This is a genomic window from Pareuzebyella sediminis (genome assembly GCF_008367235.1).
In the GTDB taxonomy this organism is placed as follows: domain Bacteria; phylum Bacteroidota; class Bacteroidia; order Flavobacteriales; family Flavobacteriaceae; genus Pareuzebyella; species Pareuzebyella sediminis.
On sequence record NZ_VTZS01000007.1, the window covers coordinates 63,689 to 84,830 of the forward strand.

19 protein-coding genes are annotated in these 21,142 nt (G+C 43.0%); 8 read left to right on the forward strand and 11 right to left on the reverse strand.

From position 1 onward, the window contains the following. The first annotated feature begins 69 nt into the window (after positions 1 to 69). Complete coding sequence (locus tag F2B13_RS19570) at positions 70 to 2,838, forward strand: outer membrane beta-barrel protein (RefSeq protein WP_149304924.1); 2,769 nt, start codon at positions 70 to 72, stop codon at positions 2,836 to 2,838. A gap of 32 nt (positions 2,839 to 2,870) precedes the next feature. Here the strand turns inward: F2B13_RS19570 and F2B13_RS19575 are convergent, their stop codons facing one another. The 5 genes from F2B13_RS19575 to F2B13_RS19595 form a co-directional block, all read right to left on the reverse strand. After that, on the reverse strand, positions 2,871 to 3,662 hold the full coding sequence (locus tag F2B13_RS19575; RefSeq protein ID WP_149304925.1) for a TPM domain-containing protein: 792 nt from the start codon (positions 3,660 to 3,662) through the stop codon (positions 2,871 to 2,873). Next, entirely contained in the window at positions 3,643 to 4,080 is a 438-nt protein-coding gene (locus tag F2B13_RS19580; protein ID WP_149277632.1) for a TPM domain-containing protein, read from the reverse strand. Before F2B13_RS19580 ends, F2B13_RS19575 begins: the two co-directional genes overlap by 20 nt. 8 nt (positions 4,081 to 4,088) lie before the next feature. After that, positions 4,089 to 4,688 carry a LemA family protein gene (locus F2B13_RS19585; protein WP_149277631.1) on the reverse strand — a complete coding sequence of 200 codons (600 nt, stop codon included), beginning with the start codon at positions 4,686 to 4,688 and terminating at the stop codon, positions 4,089 to 4,091. A gap of 94 nt (positions 4,689 to 4,782) precedes the next feature. Further along, positions 4,783 to 5,112 (reverse strand): MerR family transcriptional regulator, encoded by a 330-nt coding sequence (locus tag F2B13_RS19590; protein WP_149277630.1) that lies wholly within the window; start codon positions 5,110 to 5,112, stop codon positions 4,783 to 4,785. Continuing rightward, positions 5,112 to 6,089, reverse strand: coding sequence for a M23 family metallopeptidase (locus tag F2B13_RS19595; RefSeq protein ID WP_149277629.1), 978 nt, complete (start codon positions 6,087 to 6,089; stop codon positions 5,112 to 5,114). Before F2B13_RS19595 ends, F2B13_RS19590 begins: the two co-directional genes overlap by 1 nt. Positions 6,090 to 6,190: 101 nt before the next feature. Between F2B13_RS19595 and alaS the strand changes: the two genes are divergently transcribed. From alaS to F2B13_RS19610, 3 genes are all read left to right on the forward strand, one after another. Next, the gene (gene alaS, locus F2B13_RS19600) at positions 6,191 to 8,824 is read left to right on the forward strand and encodes an alanine--tRNA ligase (protein ID WP_149304926.1); all 2,634 of its coding nucleotides are present in this window, start codon (positions 6,191 to 6,193) and stop codon (positions 8,822 to 8,824) included. Positions 8,825 to 8,899: 75 nt separating this feature from the next. Continuing rightward, positions 8,900 to 9,859: a GSCFA domain-containing protein gene (locus F2B13_RS19605; RefSeq protein WP_149304927.1), complete on the forward strand. Its 960-nt coding sequence runs from the start codon at positions 8,900 to 8,902 to the stop codon at positions 9,857 to 9,859. Positions 9,860 to 9,931: 72 nt separating this feature from the next. Beyond that, positions 9,932 to 10,549 (forward strand): DUF4230 domain-containing protein, encoded by a 618-nt coding sequence (locus F2B13_RS19610; RefSeq protein ID WP_149277626.1) that lies wholly within the window; start codon positions 9,932 to 9,934, stop codon positions 10,547 to 10,549. 33 nt (positions 10,550 to 10,582) lie between these two features. Here the strand turns inward: F2B13_RS19610 and F2B13_RS19615 are convergent, their stop codons facing one another. The 4 genes from F2B13_RS19615 to F2B13_RS20545 all read right to left on the reverse strand — a co-directional run bounded on the left by F2B13_RS19615 (position 10,583) and on the right by F2B13_RS20545 (position 14,651). Further along, positions 10,583 to 11,848, reverse strand: coding sequence for a glucuronyl esterase domain-containing protein (locus tag F2B13_RS19615; protein ID WP_232623082.1), 1,266 nt, complete (start codon positions 11,846 to 11,848; stop codon positions 10,583 to 10,585). 21 nt (positions 11,849 to 11,869) lie between these two features. Continuing rightward, a complete protein-coding gene (locus F2B13_RS19620; protein ID WP_149277625.1) occupies positions 11,870 to 13,627 on the reverse strand; it encodes an aromatic amino acid hydroxylase in 1,758 nt (585 codons plus the stop codon). A gap of 219 nt (positions 13,628 to 13,846) precedes the next feature. Continuing rightward, on the reverse strand, positions 13,847 to 14,416 hold the full coding sequence (locus F2B13_RS19625; RefSeq protein WP_149304928.1) for a DUF4136 domain-containing protein: 570 nt from the start codon (positions 14,414 to 14,416) through the stop codon (positions 13,847 to 13,849). A 76-nt stretch (positions 14,417 to 14,492) separates the two neighbouring features. Then, positions 14,493 to 14,651: a DUF5522 domain-containing protein gene (locus tag F2B13_RS20545; RefSeq protein ID WP_198439906.1), complete on the reverse strand. Its 159-nt coding sequence runs from the start codon at positions 14,649 to 14,651 to the stop codon at positions 14,493 to 14,495. A 270-nt stretch (positions 14,652 to 14,921) separates the two neighbouring features. On the opposite strand from F2B13_RS20545, the gene F2B13_RS19630 reads away from it, so the two are divergent. From F2B13_RS19630 to hemL, 4 genes are all read left to right on the forward strand, one after another. Further along, entirely contained in the window at positions 14,922 to 15,245 is a 324-nt protein-coding gene (locus tag F2B13_RS19630) for a hypothetical protein (protein WP_149304929.1), read from the forward strand. A gap of 86 nt (positions 15,246 to 15,331) precedes the next feature. Beyond that, positions 15,332 to 16,243: a 1-aminocyclopropane-1-carboxylate deaminase/D-cysteine desulfhydrase gene (locus F2B13_RS19635; protein WP_149304930.1), complete on the forward strand. Its 912-nt coding sequence runs from the start codon at positions 15,332 to 15,334 to the stop codon at positions 16,241 to 16,243. Further along, entirely contained in the window at positions 16,240 to 17,103 is an 864-nt protein-coding gene (locus tag F2B13_RS19640) for a glucosaminidase domain-containing protein (RefSeq protein ID WP_149304931.1), read from the forward strand. Before F2B13_RS19635 ends, F2B13_RS19640 begins: the two co-directional genes overlap by 4 nt. Positions 17,104 to 17,105: 2 nt before the next feature. Beyond that, positions 17,106 to 18,386 carry a glutamate-1-semialdehyde 2,1-aminomutase gene (gene hemL / locus F2B13_RS19645; protein WP_149304932.1) on the forward strand — a complete coding sequence of 427 codons (1,281 nt, stop codon included), beginning with the start codon at positions 17,106 to 17,108 and terminating at the stop codon, positions 18,384 to 18,386. A 30-nt stretch (positions 18,387 to 18,416) separates the two neighbouring features. On the opposite strand, the gene F2B13_RS19650 is transcribed toward hemL, so the two are convergent. Further along, on the reverse strand, positions 18,417 to 19,577 hold the full coding sequence (locus F2B13_RS19650; RefSeq protein ID WP_149304933.1) for an acetylxylan esterase: 1,161 nt from the start codon (positions 19,575 to 19,577) through the stop codon (positions 18,417 to 18,419). 13 nt (positions 19,578 to 19,590) lie between these two features. Then, positions 19,591 to 21,093: a TolB family protein gene (locus F2B13_RS19655; protein WP_149304934.1), complete on the reverse strand. Its 1,503-nt coding sequence runs from the start codon at positions 21,091 to 21,093 to the stop codon at positions 19,591 to 19,593. Positions 21,094 to 21,142 lie beyond the last annotated feature (49 nt).

The window sequence follows — 21,142 nt, forward strand, 5'->3', positions numbered from 1 at the left end:
ACTTTTGTTAATTATCAACTAAAATTTTAGTTGATTTGTATTTTAGGCGTCAATAAAACCAAACTGCCCATGCCACGATTTCTTCTAGCCTCCTTTTTTTCCCTTATTTTTTGTACTATTTCCTGGTCCCAAGAATTTAAAATTACCGGTTCAGTGGTCGATGCAACGTCAAAGCAGCCCTTGGAAGCCACGACGGTATATGCCGAATCCCTAAAGGACAGTGCGCTCGTAGCCTATACGATTACCAACAATACGGGCTTTTTCGAGCTTCAGGACCGTACCGGCCTTAAAGAACTTAATATCTACTTTTCTTACAATGGCTACAAGACCCTTAAGATGAAAATCGATTTGAAGCCGACGGTGAATTTAGGGACCGTTCAACTTGAAGAACAGGCAGAAGAGCTCGAGGAGGTGAACGTGGTCGGGGAAAGAGTGCCGATCACGGTCAAAAAAGACACCTTGGAGTTCAATGCCGATTCTTTTAAGACCCGACCCGATGCCACGGTCGAAGATGTGCTGAAAAAATTGCCCGGGGTCGAGGTCGATAGCGATGGCAATATCACCGTAAACGGTAAAGAGGTTAGTCAGGTAAAGGTCAACGGACAAGTCTTTTTTAGCACCGATCCGAAAGTGGCCACCAAGAGCTTGCCCAAAGAAATCATCAGTAAAATACAGATAAGCGACACAAAGACACGGGCGCAAGAATTTAGCGGTGAAGCGGGTAATGGCGAAAGCAAGACGATAAACCTTACGCTAAAAGAAGATAAGAATAAGGGATATGTGGGTAGGGTCGGAGCCGGCTATGGCACTGAAGATCGATACCAAGCGAATGGGCTTTTGAATTATTTTAATGACAAAGAACGGGTCAGCATTTTGGCCAGTGCCAATAATATCAATAATACCGGTTTTTCGTTTGACGAAATCCGTGACATGATGGGAGGAGTTCGAGGAAATTCGAGCTGGAGCTCTAACGGATCTTTTTCCGTGAATGGAATTTCCTTTGGATTTGGGGAAGGCATTACGACCTCGTCTACTTTGGGAGCAAGCTATGCCAATGAAATAAAGAATCGGTTCAAAATCAACAGCAATTACTTTTTTTCCGATAGCGAGTCTGTGAACAATGAAAAAACGACTAGGGAAAATATTTTGCCCGATCGCCGTTTTTTTACCGATAACACCTCTGATTTCTTGGGAAATACGACATCGCACCAAGGATCTTTTCAAATGGATTACGATATCGATAAAACATTGAAAATTTTTATAAATCCATCCTTAAGTGTCAACAGTGCTAACCAGACACGCAGTAATGAGACAGAGACCTCGGATGAAGCGGGCAACTTGGTCAATCGCAACGACCGTATCGACCGAAACAACAGTACCCAGCGAAGGTTCAGCAATAGGTTTGACGTGATGAAAAAGCTCGATACAATGGGAAGGCTATTGCGTTTTAGCTTTTCTAACGAGAATACCGAGAATCGCTCCGAGGGAATTCTAAACTCTGAACAGGAAGTATTTGGCGAGGAAACCACAGTGGAGCTTTTCGACCAACAAACGGAAGTCAAAGGGGCGGATGACAACTACCGAATTGAATTGAGTTATACCCATCCGTTGACTAAGAAGCTTTTGCTAACGGCAGAGTATAATTTTTCGGATAAAACGGTTAAAAATAAGCGCGATGTATTCGAACTTGATCGAAATACAGAAAGGTATACGATGTTCAATGAAGATCTGAGCTCTCAATTCGAGTTGGGTACCATGCAGAATTCCCCCACTTTGGGAATACGGCACCAAGGTGAAAAATTAAACGCTAGCATTTCATCACGATATATGATCACCCGGTTAGAAGGTACAGAGCTTTTTAGGAATGTCGATTTGTCAAGAAAATACCATACCTGGCTTTATAACGGGTATTTGAACTATAACTTCGGTAACAATAAACGTTTAGGACTCTATTTCAATTCCGATTTGGATATTCCATCCTTTTCCCAATTGCAACCGGTCGCGATTATCAATGACCCCCTGAACATCATCGTTGGGAATCCAAACCTAGAGCCTGGGGTGAACCGAAATATATATCTGAACTACAATAATTTTAATTGGAGGGAACGCACTGGTTTTTTTATTTACTCCGGTGTTAATTTCAGGAAGAATAGGGTTTCAAGTGTAACGACGACAGATGATAATTTTATTCGCACCACGACCTACCGAAATGTAGATGGTAACTATTCAGCCTATAGCGGCATGGAATATTCCAAACAGATCAAAAAAGATAGTGCCTATACCCTAAAATTTAGTATACGGCCCTATATGAACCTAAATAGGGTCGTAGGTATTTCGAACGGAGTGGAACTGGTTTCTAAAAACTTTACTGTAAACCCTAGGGTTCGAATAACCTTTAACTACAAAGAGTTGTTTGAAATCGAACCGGAATACACCTTTTCGGTCAACAACACTACCTTTAGCAACCCAAATATTGGAGATGTCGATTTTATTTCGCATCGCCTTGGGTTAAGAACAACTACCTATTGGCCCGAGAACCTAATTTGGGAAAACGACATCAGTTACAACTACAACGGTAATGTGGGGCCCGGTTTTGACAAGAGCTCTATTTTTTGGAACACCAGTATCGGAATGGAAGTTTTGAAGAAAAAAGCGACTTTGAAAATATCCTCTTTTGATTTGTTGAACCAAAATATCAATACACGGAGAACTACGGGCGAAGACTTTATACAGGATTTTCAGGGAACTGTCCTACGGCGTTATTTTATGGGAAGTTTTACATATAAGTTTGACCAGTTCGGAGGAAAGAAGGGATTAGGGAACCGATTCCGCAGGTAGTTCGTTCGTATTTTCAAGGAAAAGAGCTAATATTACCATCCTCCGGAGGCACCACCGCCACCGAAGCCGCCACCGCCAAAACCGCCGCCGAAACCACCACCGGAACCGCCGCCGAAGCCACCACTACCGAATCCGCCTGAGCCGCTGCTTCTGCCCATATTGCTAAGAATGATCATATCCCAAATATCAAGTCCCCTAGACTTACCACCGCTACCGCCACCTCCTCGTCTATTTCGTCTGGATAGTATGATCAATATGACAATGAAAATAATAAACGGAAGCAAAGGGGCCAGTGGAAAACCCTGACCGTCATTCAAGGTGCGATCTTCCTTAAACTCCCCATTAAGCACTTTAAAAATAGCGTCGGCACCATCACTGAGACCGGCGTAATAATTGTCTTGCCTGAATTGTGGAAGGATGATATTTTCGATTATACGGCGCGAAAGGGCATCGGTTAGGCTCCCTTCTACCCCGTACCCCGTGTTAATGGCAATTCTGCGATCGTCACGAGCTAAAAGCACTAAAATTCCGTTGTCCTTACCCTCTTGGCCGATTCCCCATTTCTGACCCCATTGCGCCCCCAAATAATTGATGTTCTCTCCTTCGGTAGAACTTATGATCGCTATAACAATTTGAGTCGATGTACTGTCTGAATAACGGATCAGTTTCTGTTCCAAAGCCTTTTCCTGACCGTCCGAAAGCAAATCGATGTAGTCGTAAACACTGGTCTGTTCTGAAGGCTTCCCGGGAATCTCGAATTGGGCATGAACGATGCCAAAGCAACAGCATAAGGCGACAAGTAAACTATCCTTTAGATATTTCATCGCTTAATTCGTTTTTGTCATCGTGCTGCCAGGGAAAATGGACTTTCAATTCCCTTCCTGCCTCTAAAATACCGTTGATTAGCCCTTGTTTGAACCTTCCTTTTTCAAATTGGGTCTGGATGGCGTTCCTGGTAGAGTGCCAAAAATCTTTAGGAACGACCCTATCAATCCCCCGATCCCCACAAATGGCAAACTTTTGATCGTTGACCGCGACATAGATCAGCACCCCGTTTTCTTCCTTGGTGTTATCCATTTTTAAAATATGGAAAACCTCTTTGGCCCGTTCCATGGTCTCTAATCGGGTATGCGGCTCGATATGTACGCGAATTTCACCAGAAGTGTTCTTTTCGGCGGCACGAATGGCTTGAACAATTTCTTGTTCTTCGTCGGCAGTCAAAAAGTCTTCTACGCGCGACATCTATTCTATCAATTAAAATTGAATTCTACATCAGGAGCATTTTCAGAGCCGGCATCGGCCTTGTATCTGGCCATTTCTTCGAAACCGAAAAGGCCGGCCAAAAGTTTACCCGGGAATTTGGTGGTATGTATATCGTAAAGGTTGACCTTTTCGTTGAACCGATCGCGTGCCACGTTGATTCGGTTTTCAGTGCCTTCCAATTGTGATTGTAGTTCTAAAAAATTCTGATTGGCTTTTAGTTCAGGATAGCGTTCTACCACTACCATCAATTTGCTAAGGGCACCGCTGAGTCCTGTCTGGGCCTCTTGAAAGGCCGCCAAGTTTTCGGGAGTTAGGTTGTCGGCGTTTACAGTGGTCGAAGTGGCTTTTGCGCGGGCTTCTATCACATCGGTCAACGTACCCCGTTCAAAATCGGCTGCTCCTTGTACGGTCTTGACCAAGTTGCCAATAAGGTCATTCCTTCGTTGATAGGCACTTTCAACGTTCGACCAGGCCGTTTTGGCATCGGCCTGTAGTTCAACCGCGGTATTGTTGAAACCGACCGCCCATTGGTAAAGGCCAAAAATAATGACCCCAAGTACAATGAGTACAATTATTCCTTTTTTCATTTGCTTGTGTTTTTGAGATTAAATATAGTTAAGGTTATTATGATCGTTTGTAGTAACCAGGAACAAAATATTAGACAACGGTAGTTCTAAAAAGTTACAGTTGCTCCTTGATTTTTATGAGTTCGGTCTTTATATGTTCCAATTTGTCGATGATCTCAAAATTGGAAAGAGCCTTTTGCCGATTTTCCCTAAGATGGATTTTTGCGCCCTCTAAGGTAAACCCACGCTCTTTGACCAAGTGGTAGATAAGTTTCAGGTTTTCAATATCTTGAGGGGTGAATTTTCGATTGCCCTTTGCGTTTTTTTTCGGTTTAAGGGCATCGAACTCTTTTTCCCAAAATCGAATCAATGACGTGTTCACGTCAAATGCCTTAGCTACTTCGCCAATGCCATAGTACCGTTTTTCAGGAAGTTCTATTTGCATTAATCTAATGATTGGTTTTCTTGTGCGGCATATTTCAGCATATTCTCGAATTCTTTTGCGGTCAAACTGCCATAATAGAAATTGATCGGATTGATACGTTCCTCGTCTTTCCACACCTCATAATGAAGATGGGGTGCTTCCGACCGGCCCGTATTACCAACAAAACCGATAAGGTCACCGCGTTTTACCGTTTGCCCTCTTTTCACATTGTACTTGCTGAGATGTCCGTAAAGGGTCTTGTAGCCATAACCATGGTCAATGCGAATGTGCTTCCCATAGCCCGAAGCACCATTGTCGGCGCGAATTACCTTACCGTCTCCCGGTGCATAGATAGGCGTACCCTTAGGCGCCGAAAAATCCATGCCCCTGTGCATCTTACGGGCTTTGGTAAAAGGATCGGAACGCCAACCGTACCCAGACGCCATCCGTCTTAAATTCTCATTGTTTACCGGTTGAATGGCCGGTATGGCCATTAGTAGTTTTTCTTTTTCCTCGGCCAGTTTGGTGATCTCGTCCAATGACCTTGATTGGATAGCCATTTGCTTTTTAATGATATCAAGCCGTTTGGTAGTGGTGATGATCATTTCGGAATTGTTGAAACCTTCAAGGGACTTATACCGGTTTACACCACCAAAACCGGCGCGGCGCTGTTCTTCTGGAATCGGATTGGCTTCGAAATATAATCGGTATATGTTATTGTCGCGGTCTTCAATGTTGGCCAATACCTCTTCGATTTGCCCCATTTTTCGGTTCAAAAGATCGAATTGAAGTTCGTAATTTTTAACCTCACGCTGCAGGGAAAGCTCTCTTGGGGTATTGATGAGATTAGTATTCAGCAGAAGTATCAAAGACATGAGACCAAAGAGGAATGAACCTAAAACGAAAAAGGCGATATTACGATAGCGACGCGATTTCTTCGGCTCTATCTTTCGATACGATAGTGTATCGGGATCGTAATAGTACTTTACCTTAGACATGAACGTATTTTATCCTATTTTTGTTGAGTTTTGACGCTAAGAACAAATATAAAGATTGTTTCCTTTAAAACGTTGAAATTTACAAAACCTTATAATTTTCTATGACTTCAAAGCATATCAGAGCACAATTTCTGAATTTTTTTAAAGACAAAGGTCATACGATTGTTCCGTCTGCCCCCATGGTCATTAAAGACGACCCTACCTTGATGTTCACCAACGCCGGTATGAACCAGTTCAAGGAATACTTTTTAGGAAATACGGCAGCGAAGAATTCACGAGTGGTCGATACCCAAAAGTGTCTCCGAGTAAGCGGCAAACACAATGATCTTGAAGAAGTAGGAAAGGATACCTATCATCACACCATGTTCGAAATGCTCGGCAATTGGAGCTTCGGCGATCCCTCCCGCCCTTCGGTGGGTTATTTTAAGAAAGAGGCTATTCAATGGGCCTGGGAGCTTTTGACCGACGTTTTCAAAATCGACGCCAAAAGTCTTTATGTTTCCGTGTTTAAAGGTAGTGATGATACCGATACGCTCGAAATGGATAAGGAGGCCTACGATTTTTGGAAGGCCATTGTACCGGAAGACCGGATCATTATGGGCAATAAAAAGGATAATTTTTGGGAGATGGGCAATCAGGGGCCCTGTGGGCCTTCTTCCGAAATACATGTAGACCTTCGTTCCGATGAAGATAAGGCTAAGGTGCCCGGGGCTTCGTTGGTGAACCAAGATCATCCTTTGGTCGTAGAGATATGGAACCTTGTCTTTGTTCAATATAACCGAAAGGCCACCGGGCAGCTGGAAGCACTGCCCGCTAAACATGTCGATACGGGTATGGGGTTTGAGCGTTTGTGCATGGTACTGCAGGGTGTTCGATCAAATTATGACACCGATATCTTTCGTCCTATTATCCGCGAAATCGAGACTATTACCAATGGTAACTATGGTGAAAATGAAGCCGTCGATATCGCAATAAGGGTAATAGCCGATCATATTCGGGCCGTTGCCTTTTCGATTGCTGATGGACAATTACCTAGTAATACAGGAGCAGGATACGTAATCAGAAGAATTCTGCGTCGGGCCATTCGCTACGGATTCACATTTCTGGAAACAAAGAGCCCTTTTATGTTCAGGCTGGTAGGGGCACTGACAGAAACTATGGGCGAAACCTTTCCCGAGTTGAAAGACCAAAAGCAATTGATAGAGAATGTTATAAAGGAAGAAGAACATTCCTTTCTTAATACCCTCGAGCAAGGTCTGGTACTTCTAGATCAAGTGATCTCAAATACGTCAGGTAGTGAGGTAGATGGTAGAAAGGCCTTTGAATTATACGATACGTACGGTTTCCCCATCGATTTGACTGCTTTAATTTTGTCTGAAAAAGGACTTTCTTTGGATCATAAAGGATTCGAAGCCGCCATGCAGGAACAAAAAAAACGGTCAAAAAAGGCTTCGGAAATAGCCAAGGAAGATTGGGTCATACTCCGAGATGATGTGGAACAAGAATTTATAGGATACGATGTGTTGGAGGCCGACGTTCAACTGGTCAAGTACCGAAAAGTCACTTCCAAGAAATCCGGGGAACAATATCAACTGGTATTTAATTTGACCCCCTTCTACGCGGAAGGCGGCGGGCAGGTAGGCGATAAGGGATACCTCGAAGCATCGAACGGCGATGTGGTCTATATTATGGACACAAAGAGGGAGAACAATGAAATCGTTCACTTTACCAAAAATCTTCCGAAGCGAATTGATGAAACGTTTAGGGCCATGGTCGATAAAAAACAACGCCAACGAACCGAAGCCAACCATACGGCTACTCATCTTTTGCATCAGGGGCTGCGAGAGGTCTTAGGGCCTCATGTCGAGCAAAAGGGCTCCGCGGTGCATTCAAAATATCTAAGGTTCGATTTTTCACACTTTGCCAAAATGACTCCTGAAGAGTTGCAGCAGGTTGAGAATTTTGTCAACGCACGGATTGCAGGAGGGCTTGATTTTATTGAAAAGAGGAAGGTTCCTTTAAAAGAGGCCTTGAACGAAGGAGCCATGGCCCTTTTCGGGGAGAAGTACGGTGACGCGGTGCGAACAGTACGCTTTGGTCAGTCTATCGAGCTTTGTGGGGGGACGCATGTAAAAAATACTGCGGATATCTGGCATTTCAAGATTCGCTCTGAAAGTGCGGTCGCGTCGGGTATTAGGCGTATCGAGGCCATAACTTCCGACGCGGTGAAAGATTTCTTTAACGAGAACAGTAAGATGCTTTCCGAATTGAAAGGCCTGTTGAACAATGCACAAGATCCTGTGAAGGCCTTGTCGGGCCTACAAGATGAAAATACCAAGCTGAAAAAAGAAGTCGAGCGTTTGCTCCGGGATAAGGCCAAGGGCTTGAAAAACGAATTACAATCCGAACTTGAAGATAGAAACGGAGTCCTGTTCTTGGCAAAGAAAGTAGATTTAGATGCAGGTGGTATCAAAGACCTATGCTTTGAAATGGGCAGTAACAAAGAGAACCTATTTCTACTTTTTGCAAGTGAACAGAACGGTAAAGCGCTACTTTCCTGTTATATCTCTAAAAATGTAGTGGAGGAGAAGGGGCTTAATGCCGGCGCTATCGTTAGGGAACTTGGAAAATACATTCAAGGCGGAGGCGGTGGACAGCCTTTCTTCGCCACCGCAGGGGGCAAAAATCCATCGGGGATTCAAGAAGCACTCGCCCAAGCAGAAAGTTATCTGTAGTGTCCATAAGGCCCTTGGCCATCAAAGAGGTTTGCCCAGTATTGAATATAGGGGAAGATACGACCAAGTATAATCATGAAATTACAGACCCGAATTCCACAGATTAAAGCTACATGCCCGATCGATTACGACAGTAGGGTCTTTGTAGTAGGGTCTTGCTTTTCTGAGAACATAGGGAAAAAGTTGGCACATTTCAAGTTTCGGAGCTTTCAAAATCCTTTAGGGATACTGTTCCATCCCGTGGCCATTGAAAATTTGATAACTAGGGCGGTTCAGAATAGCCATTACAGTGACAAAGACATTTTCTTAATGAATGCAAGGTGGCAAACTTTCGAAGCCCATTCCAGTATAGGTGAGGTGTCAAAAGAACAGCTCCTCAGGCGGCTCGATCAAAACGTAAGGGCTACCCGCCTACAGCTTGAACAGGCGACCCATGTCATCATAACCTTGGGAACCGCTTGGGTCTATACGCATGTGGCATCACAACAAATAGTGGCCAATTGTCATAAAGTGCCTCAAAAGGAGTTTTCGAAAGAACTTCTTTCTGTGGATACTATTGTCGACAGTTTAAAGAATATTGTAAATCAGGTACACGGCTTGAACGACCGGGCAAAGTTTATTTTCACCGTGTCCCCTGTTCGTCACTTAAAAGACGGTTTTGTTGAAAACCAGCGTAGTAAGGCTCATTTGATCACTGCCGTACATGAAGTGATTGAAAATGAAAATATCAATTCTGCCGTGTACTTTCCATCCTACGAACTTCTGATGGATGAATTGCGTGACTATCGCTTTTATGATTCCGATATGGTACACCCGAGTACACTGGCTATCGATTATGTGTGGGAACGGTTCAAACTTGCGTGGATCTCCCCAAGTGTCTTTTCGGTGATGGATGAAATCGACACCATTCAAAAAGGACTAGGCCATCGCCCCTTCCATGGGGATTCTGAGGCACATTTGAATTTTAAAAAATTACTTCAAACCAAAATCGAGAAACTCCGTCAGTCCTATCCTTTCATGAATTTCGAAGGATAGGTCGAAAAACTAAAACCATCAAATTTGAATGGTCTTATACTACAGTTGTATTTTCTATCGTAACTTCAAGGCATGAAGAAAGTTCTGGTCGGTGCGGTCGTAACCCTGGCATTGGTTCTTGTTTTTCGTTCTTGTACGAATGGCAACGAAGAGAAGTCTATCCTCCAAGAAAACTCCATGCTTATTCAACAACAAATTGACAATGTGTCGAAACTTATCGTTACCGAAGGACACTTTTCGGAGGTCTATAATTATAAGGACTCTAAAATGTTATTTGGCCCATTCATATCCGCTCAAAAAAAGGCTTTGGTCGTTGTGAACGCTGAGGTTACTATTGCTTATGATTTAAGTGAGATCGATTTTGAGGTCGATGAAGCATCGCGAACGTTAAAAATCAATGGTATTCCAGATCCCGAGGTCAAGATCAATCCCGATTTTGAATATTACGATGTGTCTTCAGACTATCTTAACATGTTTGATGCTTCTGACTATAACAAGATCAAGAACAATGTAACCTCTTCTTTGATGAAAAAAGTGGATGCCTCTTCGTTAAAGAAAAATGCTCAAAACCGGCTGTTAAGTGAACTTCAGAAATTTTATATTTTGACGAACTCCATGGGGTGGACTTTAGTATACAACGAGGAACCGGTAAACAATTGGGATAAAGTACTGCAAACTTCTACGGATTGAATTCTTATCGGTATATAGCTATCTCTACGCCTGTTATTTCTCAATTTGGGCTTTGGCCCAAGCGATATATTGTGACCAATCGTAGTCTGTAACGTCGTGCTTGCCACTACGTATATGATACCCGATGGTATGGTGAATGGGGCGATGAATCTCGGGCATTTTATCGCTGGGTATCCCTTTTTTATCAAATAGGTCGTAGACAGGGGTGGCATAGTAGGTGGATAGAAATTCTCCCTTTGGGTCTGCCCACTGATCATCTTCAGCACTTGCCACATATAGAGGACGGGGTGCTATCAGTGCCAATAGGCCATGTTGGTCAACGGGCAAGTCTTCTTCCTTATTGTTGTATTTCTTGAAATTATCTGAAAACCAATGCGGAAAAGAAGTGTTGATCCGACCTACCGTTTCCCCGAATTTTCGCTTTGACAAAGCTGCACCCCCACATCCTGAATCGTTACTGATGGCACCCGCGAACCGTTGGTCCGACGCTGCTGCCCACAGAGACACTTTACCCAGGCGTGAATGGCCGAAAGCAATAACTTTTGAGGCATCTATATCTTTATCGGTTTCCAAATAATCCAATGCCCGACTGAGACCAAATGCCCATGCGGAGATACTGCCCCATTCGTTGGGTTTCGGGTGCTGTTGGTCTTGCTGATAAAATAGTTGGTGAATGCCGTCCGTAAGATCATTCTTGTCGGGATCGATTTCTCCGTAATAGATGGTAGCGAATCCGAATCCGGAATCGATCATCTTCTGAATTGACCAGCGGCTTGTTCGAACCCCTCGCGAATTTTCGGTGAGCGTATTATCGCTTATATCGAAAGCCTTATTGTTCCTTGCCCATGCTTTGGATATAATCACGTTGGGATCTTCGGTGACCGTGTGATTTCCATAGAAATTATAACCTAGAAATATCGGAACTGCCGATGCATTTTTGGGCAGGTACATAAGAATTGTGAAGCTGAGACTTTTGTCATTTTTGAAGAGGCTCACGACTACTTGCTTGCGTAAAGCGGTACCGTTAAGTGCCTTGTCATCACTTTCGACCCTATTAAAAGAAATAGAATCCAGTACACCGGGTACCTGGCCGTATTCATGTTGCTCAAAGAACCTATACAGTTCAGGTCGTCTGTTCTCGTTCCAATCTTTTGGGGTACTCACCTTTTTTCCGTTGAACGTCAACAGGTCGGTTAATTCGAGTTCAGGTACCTCACTCTCATCGTAATTAGGTTGCCCTTGTGCTAAGGTAATCTGTGCCACAAATGCAAGGGTCAAAGCTGGGAGTAGTTTGTTCATGATTTTTTGTAAGGATTAATTTTATAGTTTAGGTATCAAATTGTTATCTACCAGTTGTAGGCCTTTATCTATGAGGTGTCCTACTTCTGGTTTTTTATGCTTAACGGTTTCGAGATGCATGCGTATTTCTTTTCCAAATTCGGTATCGTTATTGGTCATTGCCAGTTCATATAGTTCGACCGAAAGAAGCCAGTCGTCAGGGTAATTGAGTTTTAATTCCTCAAAGACTTTATGTCTTGAAATTGTGGTGTTCTTACCTTCTCGATAATGCCTAATTTGCTCGTAGTATTGTACTAGTTTTGATTGGCTCACCGAAAGGGAAGGTTTTTTTAAGCTTGATGAGGTACGATGGGCAACCAAGTCAAAACTATTTATATCTGCCGGTCCGTTGAAGGCGGAAACTATTCTTTCTCCTACGGCCATATGGTACGGTTCGTTCTTGGATTGATAGAGTATTCTGTTGCCATAGGTTACCCTACAATTAGTAAAAGTGACCAGAATGATTTCTCCTCTAAGATTACGGGTGCCCGTTAATATTGTTCCCGAAACTTTTATGTCACCCTCAAATTCTAAGGTGATGGTTTGCCCTTCGTAAATATTGTAGGCTTTTAAGTCTCTTGGGCTCATATGCTCAATAGCGATGTTGATACCCTTTAACTTCCCTAAGGGTGATCCAAAGCCTTTAGCATGCATGTCAATACCATGCCCGATCAACTCTTTTTCTCGGTAGGAAAGAGCGGTATTGCCCTTGGTCTGAAAATAAACAGGATGGCCATCGTGTGCAATAACCTGCTCAAAATTCCCGGATATCTGTAGTCCAGTGGTCAGTTCTATGGTGCCCAGTTCCTTAGACTCAATAAGTTTTTGAATACCGATCAATCCCCCTTTTCGTAAAGCCATGGTGTCGGCAAATTCTTCTAAAACTTGGTTTAGATAGGCAAAATCCGGAGTTACGAATAGTTGGGGCTGTGGTCGTGTAATATCGAATGGGGTATAGGCTGCTTCTAGACTATAGGGCAGTTTTTTTACCTTATCGGTCATGCACCATACACTTTCACCGATGGAAGAGAGTAGGCCAGCTCCGTATATTTTCAGGTTTTTAACGGTACCGATCAATCCATACTCAACGGTCCACCAGTGTAGGTTCCTTATTAGTGCGATTTCGCTGGGTTCGCCCATAGTGCGTTGCAGTTCCTCAACATGCTCCTCTGCCTTATTGATATCTTCTAAAGGGGTGTCTACAGATTCCTTGAAAATCGAAAGTCGTCTAACGGCTTCATAAAGCTCAAAATCTTTGGCATTGGAAATGGCTTTTGAGCCGATTTCACCAAATCGGCGTAAATATTCGGCATATTCGGGGTTTGCGATAATAGGGGCATGACCTGCACCTTCGTGTATGATATCAGGTGCCGGAGTGTATTCGATGTGCTCTAATTGACGTATTTCTGAAGCAATGACAAGCACGTTATATGCCTGAAATTCCATAAATGCCGATGGTGGAATAAAACCGTCAACGGCAACAGCGGCCCAGCCGATTTCCTTAAGAATACGGTTCATGCCGTACATGTTAGGAATATGTGCTATGGAAATACCGGTTTTTCGTAGCCCTTCTAGATATGAATTATGTGCTATGCCTTTTAAATGGCTCACATTTTTTCGCATCACGTAACGCCAAACTGCCTGGTCAATGGCCGAATATAGACTGTAGTCCTGTGGCTTTATATACTGGCGCAAGTGATTTGGTAGTCTATCTAGAACGGGATTGCTTTCGTATGACATGACAGTTTTGAATGCTAGAGAGTTCCTTTGAGATGGCTTTTCTAAAGATACAAAATTGATTGTAGCAAATAGTTCAGGGGGTAAGTGTACCGTTTTTAAAGAGTGGGGAGAGACCCGTTATAAAAGTAAGGTGTGCTAGAGCTTAGTAGCTCTAGCACACCTTAAAATAATGCCGGTAATATACCGAGTCTAAGTTACTAGCTCCCGTTGAGAGGAATTTTATCTTACTGCTACCGTGTTGGGCGGATATTGCATTAATATTTCTGAAACGAATTCACGAATTCGTTCTTCTTTCTTTTGAATATTATTAATGTTGCCTAGATTTCCCACTCCTTTGCCTTGCCATACCAACTCTCTGGTTTTGGCATCGACCAAATCGATATATAGTGAACCTTCGGTTCGAGTGCTCACCTGACTGCCGCCCCAGCCTGGGCCCCAGCCCCAACCAAAGCCTGGTCCCCAGCCCCAGCCGCCCCAACCCCAACCGAAGTTGTTATTGTAGATATCCACTTCTTCTTTTTCTTTGGTGAAAATGGCGACCAATAAATCAGGATTTTCAGACTTCACGAAACCTCGTTTAGACATTTCTGTTTCTATGGCCCGAAGAATTCGTTTTTTGTCCAAATCTGAAATTTGAGCCTTATCGATACCTGTTTTATAAAAGGCGTATGACTTGTACGTATTGAAGTCCGCTTCTTTATCATAGTCTGATAGTACACGTACAGAAGTGCAAGAACTCAAAACGAGCAGTGCCAATAAGGGTAGCGTAAGTATTTTAATTTTTTTCATAACAAGTATTTTTATGGGAGTTAACAATTTTTGCTTTAAAAAATAGACTCAAAAACCATGCCGAATGCCCATCTCTCTATCGTGAATTGGTTTTAGTGTTATAGCCGTAGGGGCAGTGTCTACAACCGCTTTCGCAGCAATAACCTCTTTTCAAATGATATTGTTCGGTGAAAACTTTGTACCCCTCTTTCGAAAGGTAGAAGTCGCCTTCTTCTAAGGGGAATATTTTAGTCATTGGCAGAATTTCTTATTTCCTAATTGCAATTTAAATGATTGATTCTATATTGATGGACCATTTGCCCTTAAAAGAATCTGGTATCTTGATTTATTTCAAAGTGAACAAAGTGTTTGCTCTTTATAGCAAAAGATACCAAAATAATGTACATTTAATAGGTGTTTCACGTGTATTCAACGAAAAATAACAATGCAAAAGCGATAGGTGTGTTATCGAATAAAAGGGCAAATAAACAATTAACTTTATTCATGCCCGTTTAACCCTATGCGTATGATCTTAGTCTTTAAACATTTCTTTTATAAAAATTACGTAGGGCTATCGCTATGGCCCTTTATCTTCTTAAAAAATAATGATTTAAAAGAAGATATCGTACTCATCAACCACGAAAGGATTCATTTAAGACAACAACAAGAATTGTTGATCGTATTCTTTTATATCTTCTATTTTATGGAATGGGTCGTTCGATGCATGCTATATTTTGATACTTACAAGGCCTACCAAAATATGAGCTTTGAAAAAGAGGCCTATAACAATGAAAAGAATCTTGCTTATTTGAAGGAACGCAAGCCCTTTAGTTTCATAAAGTATTTTTGAGTATTACTTTTGTCAAAAAAGGTCTTTTTCCTCCATGTATCTGAAATTGTGCCGTGACGGATCATGATCGAACTAGGGTAGAGGTTATGGAAGTACAATCTACAAACGAGCCTATTGAACTAAAGCCTATCACGGATAAGAATATTCTACTTTCCATAAAAAGGGAAGACACTCTCCACCCCATTATTTCAGGAAATAAATTGAGAAAGCTCAAGTACAATTTGTTGCAAGCAAAGCAGCAGGGTTGTAAAACGGTACTAACTTTTGGAGGGGCTTTTTCCAATCATATTGCGGCTACGGCCCACGCAGGTAAGATACACGGATTTCATACAGTGGGTGTTATTCGTGGGGAAGAACTTGTTGATCGTTGGAAGGAAAACCCGACCCTGGGGCAGGCCGCAAAAGATGGTATGCGTTTTAAATTTCTATCAAGGGAAGACTATAGAAAGAAGTCTCATAAAGCCATGCATCAAGAATTGGAACGTGATTTTGGACTTTTTTACCTGTTGCCTGAAGGGGGCACCAATGAACTGGCAGTAAAGGGTTGTGAAGAAATTTTAGCACCAGGTGATACCAAATTCGATTTCATCTGCTGTCCTGTCGGAACCGGGGGCACTCTTGCCGGAATCATAAATAGTGCCAACCCCGGGCAAAGGGTTTTAGGCTTTCCTGCGCTAAAGGGTGGTTTTTTAACAGAAGATATTTGTAAATTTGCCCAAAAGGATAATTGGGAACTTGTCAATGATTATCACTTTGGGGGGTATGCAAAGGTAGATGTTGGACTGGTCGAATTCATGAATAATTTCTTTTCAGAGACCCAAATCCCATTAGATCCCATTTATACCGGTAAGATGATGTTCGGAATTATAGACTTGATCAAAAAGGACTTTTTCCCTTCCAACACAAAAATACTGGCGATTCATACTGGTGGGTTGCAGGGTATTAAAGGAATGAACGCTAAGTTGAAATTGAAAAATATATCATTGTTACGCATATGACGAGACAAATCGGGTTGCTTTTTCTTTTGGGTATAGTTTTGATAGGTTGTAAGACCAAACGTACCGTTTCCAATAACAATAACAGGGAGAACTATGCTAGTAGTTCTGAAACGGTGACGGTAGTTAAAAGTAAATCTACCCATGAGGTGGGCGACTCCTATACCATGCCAAAGGACACCGGTAAATTTGTGCGATTGGCTATAGAGAGCCCTCAAGAATACATCGAAGTTTTTTCCGAAATCGCACAATTGGAGATGAAGGCCTATGGCATACCAGCCAGTATAACCTTGGCCCAGGGTCTTTTGGAAAGTGGTTTTGGAAAAGGTGCCCTAGCCCTCAAAACCAACAATCATTTTGGTATCAAATGCCATACTGGATGGCAAGGAGAATATGATTTTCACGATGATGATGAAAAAGGAGAGTGTTTTCGAAAATATAACCATCCCATGTATTCCTACCGCGACCATAGTATTTTCTTGTCGGGTCGCTCGCGTTATGCGTTTCTTTTCGATTTGCCCAATGATGATTACAAGGCTTGGGCCAAAGGCTTGAGAAAGGCGGGTTATGCCACCGATAGGCATTATCCTCAAAAGTTGATTGGTCTTATTGAACGCTATCAATTGCATAAATTTGACGAAGCTGTAGCCACTAAGGGGTATGGTCGTAGCCCTCAAAAAAATGTGGTTATGGCCAGTAGCCCGCTTGTCAGCACCCATACGGTCAAGCAGGGAGATACCCTTTATTCCATTTCCAAGAGATATTCGGTTTCTGTAGATGACCTCATGCGGTGGAACTATATGTATGATAGTCATATTTCAGTGGGGCAAGAACTTACCGTTAAGACCCAAAACTTTAATTGAACATGCTATACCAAAGAAGTAGTGCCCTTTTTAAAGAGGCCCAAAAATATATTCCTGGTGGTGTGAATTCTCCTGTACGTGCTTTTAAAGCTGTTGGGGGCGATCCCATTTTTGTAAAACATGCCAGTGGTGCCTATCTATATGACGAAGATGGTAATCGTCTTATTGATTATATTGCATCATGGGGTCCTCTGATCTTGGGTCACGCCTACGAGCCCGTTATCAATGCAGTCATCGATAAGGCAAAGAAGGGCACTTCCTTCGGAATGCCTACGCAGATAGAAACGGAACTGGCACGTTTGGCGGTGTCAATGGTTCCGAACATCGATAAGATACGTTTCGTCAACAGCGGTACTGAGGCTTGTATGAGCGCTGTTCGCTTAGCAAGAGGATATACCGGCAAAGATAAGATCATTAAATTTTCAGGCTGCTATCACGGGCATTCCGATTCGTTTTTGATTCAAGCGGGAAGTGGCGCGGTTACTTTTGGCAGCCCGAACAGTCCGGGTGTTACCCAAGGGACGGCCAAAGATACCTTATTGGCGCGTTACAATGATTTGGAAAGTGTTCATCAAATCGTTGCGGCCAATAAAGATGAAATCGCTGCCGTAATCATAGAACCTGTTGCTGGAAATATGGGATGTATTATTCCATCGAACGAGTTTATAAACGGGCTACGCAACATCTGTACACAAGAAAATATACTGCTCATTTTTGATGAGGTCATGACTGGTTTTAGATTGGGTAGGGGAGGGGCCCAGGAAGCTCTTAATATCGATGCCGATATACTCTGCTTTGGAAAGGTGATCGGAGGAGGCCTGCCCGTAGGTGCCTTTGCGGCCCGCTCGGAAATCATGACTCATTTAGCGCCTGAGGGCCCCGTGTACCAAGCGGGTACCCTTAGCGGAAACCCTTTGGCCATGGCTGCGGGACTCGCAATGTTAAGTGAACTGGACCAACGCCCGGAAATTTTCGATAGCCTAGCGAAAAAAACCGCCTATTTGCACGATAGCTTTGATGAGGTTCTAAATAAAAAGGGCATCCCTTATCATATCAACCGATTCGGAAGCATGATTTCGTTGCATTTTACCGAAGAACCTGTAACCGATTTTGAATCATCTGCTAAGGGAAATAACGACATGTTCAAAAAGTATTTTCACGGCATGCTCGATAAGGGGATATACCTGCCTCCTAGTGCTTTCGAAAGTTACTTTTTAAACGATGCTTTGAGCTATCAAGACCTTGATGAGACCATTTCGGCTCTGGAAGGGTTGACATTCTGAGGTCTATTACTTCGCCCCAGTAATATGTCGTTACAATCTTATTTTTAGATAATTAATGACGGCACTATTGCCTTGTAAGACATTCTTCGGCATGGGTTCTTCTTCGGTGAAAACTTCCAATTCCTTTCGGGGCAAGACGGTCACAAAATCTTCTTTATAACCTTCATCGTAAGGAATACTGCCCATGTTGAGGTCAAGATGATGACCAAAAAAATTATAGACCGCAGATCTTTTTGAATACCCATAATCATGTTTTTCCAAAGGCAGATGCACATTCTCGACCCTGTTCTCCCCATTGTAAAGTGCATATACTTTTTGGATATATGGATATTCTACCCGGGGCGTATTACGGGTCCAGTCCGCTCCATCGGAAACGATAATCATAGGTCTGGGCGCACATAGGGCGGCCACCTCCACATTGTTGGTTTGGTGGCTGGCACTTTTATGTATAGGCATGCCGCTTTCACATACGCAGCCACCAAAAAAGTGTGCAGATACCTGTACAACCGGAGCAGCCACTTTAATACGGTCGTCGATTGCTGTTAGTACGAAGGTCTGGGTGCCTCCTCCTGAACCTCCTGTCATACCGATGCGTTCCGGATCGACGTCTGATCTAGATAACAAATAGTCTAATACCCGTTTGCTATTGTAGGTTTGAAGCAGTAGAGCGATGGGCATTTTGTGGTCTACCTGCTTACTTTCGGCATATCCAATCATATCATAGGCGAAAACCACGGCACCCATCCGGGCCATTGTAGCTGCCCTTTTCTGTATATCTTCCGTAAACCGTTTGTCTTTGAGGTGCCCGTGGGGCGAAAGAATAGCGGCATATGTTCCGTCCTCCGAAGCTGGTCGGTATAGATTTCCGGTAATATAGAAGCCTGGGAAACTTTCAATGGCGATATTCTCGACGATGTATCCGTCCATTTCATGTTTATTTCGAATAATGGCATTGAAATTCCCTTCGATATTAGGCATTTTATCAAATTGCATTCCCTCTAAGATCCCTTTTTTAATCTTGGCGGCCCTTGCCTCCCATGAGGCGCGGTCATTCCATTCTGTAGCGAACTCCTTTAGCATTTGGTTGCCCTCGTCTTCCGTCCAATAATGACCGACGCACAACATCGATTCTTGGGCAAGGCCATAGCCGCAAGATGCAATGAATACAAACATTAAGATGATAATCTTCATTTTTTTAAGATATTTAGTCAATTTTAGAATTACTGATAAAAGCGATGTATCTGCTGTCGGGTGACCAACTAGGTACATTTATGGATCCCTGTCCTCCGTAAAGATAGGCTACAACTTTTGGGCGGCCCCCATCTAGGGGTATTTTTCTTAAATATACTTGCTTATAGAAGGGATGGTCTTGGGCATCGACTTCAGGAAGGTAAGAAAGAAAGACCACCCATTTCCCATCAGGGGAAATGTGGGGAAACCAATTTTGAAGTTCGTCATCGGTCAACTGTTCCTGATGACTACCATCGGGAAGCATACGCCAGAGTTCCATGGATCCGGTTCTGGCAGAATTGAAGTAAATGAATTTTCCATTAGGGGTGTATTCTGAACCATCATCAAGAGTGGGCTGGTCTGTTAGTTTTATTTCATCCCCCTTACCGTTCGATAGAATTTTGTAAATATTGTATTTGTCATTTCTTCTGCCCGTATAGGTCAACCATTTTCCGTCGGGTGACCAGCCGTGTAAATAGCTTGGTCCTAAAGGGGTTATTCGTTTAGGAATGCCCCCATTCACCGGAACGGTGTAAACGATCGATCCATATTGGGCCTCCCCACTAGAGCTGCTAATACCAAGCATGGTCCCGTCGAATGAGAGCACGTGGTCATTATTGTTGCGATTGGCAAAATCTGTCGGAAGAACATCGATTTTATTATCGGAAAGGTCGAAACGGTATATTAAACCTTCGCTATTAAATATTAAGGTTTTATTGTCTGGGGTCCAGTTGGGAGCTTGAATTGAATTCGGAGCCGAATACAGGATTTTTCTTGCCCCCGTCTGTATTTCCATAATCTCAAGATGGCTACCGATATAATCGTTGTAGGGCGTGAATTTGGTATCGGGTGGAATGACGATACGAACGTTTGCGAACTCGGCTTTCTCTACTATATCGGCGTTGTGCGAGCAAACGAATAAACCTGCCAACATTTCGACCGGAAAATCGAAATCAGGTATCTCCACTGTCCAAAAAGGATTACCGTAGGTCGCCACGCTCATAAAAAAACTTCGGCCCCGTCTTTCCAATTGAATGATGTCGGGGGCATTGATAGGGCACTTTACCTCTTCGATATGTGTTCCCTCCTTTTTACGGTATTGAATGGAAGTAAGACCATCGCCATGAACGGTGGCGCAAACCATGGCCGCACTGGGTTCGGTGGTCGTTCGCACCATCCAACCTAACTTGCGATGTGGATCGACCCCTTCGCCGATAAACTTGGCCCGGGTGCGTAGTATAAAATTTCCGCTAAGCTTTTTATAGGTAAAATGAAACTCATCCTTGTCGAACCAAATATTACTCCCTGAACCCGATAAACGATAGATTTGGTCCTTTGAATTATATAAAGTCAGCCCCTTGTGTTTTACCGGGCCTATATCTGCGCTTGAACTGAAGTCGCCCAAGTAATTTTGAGCCGAAGATAATTGCGGGAATAGGCTAAAAATCAATATCCAAAGAAATCTTTTGCTTTTCATGTATTAGACCATCTGAAAACTAGGCAGTGTACATTTTTTATGTTGACCA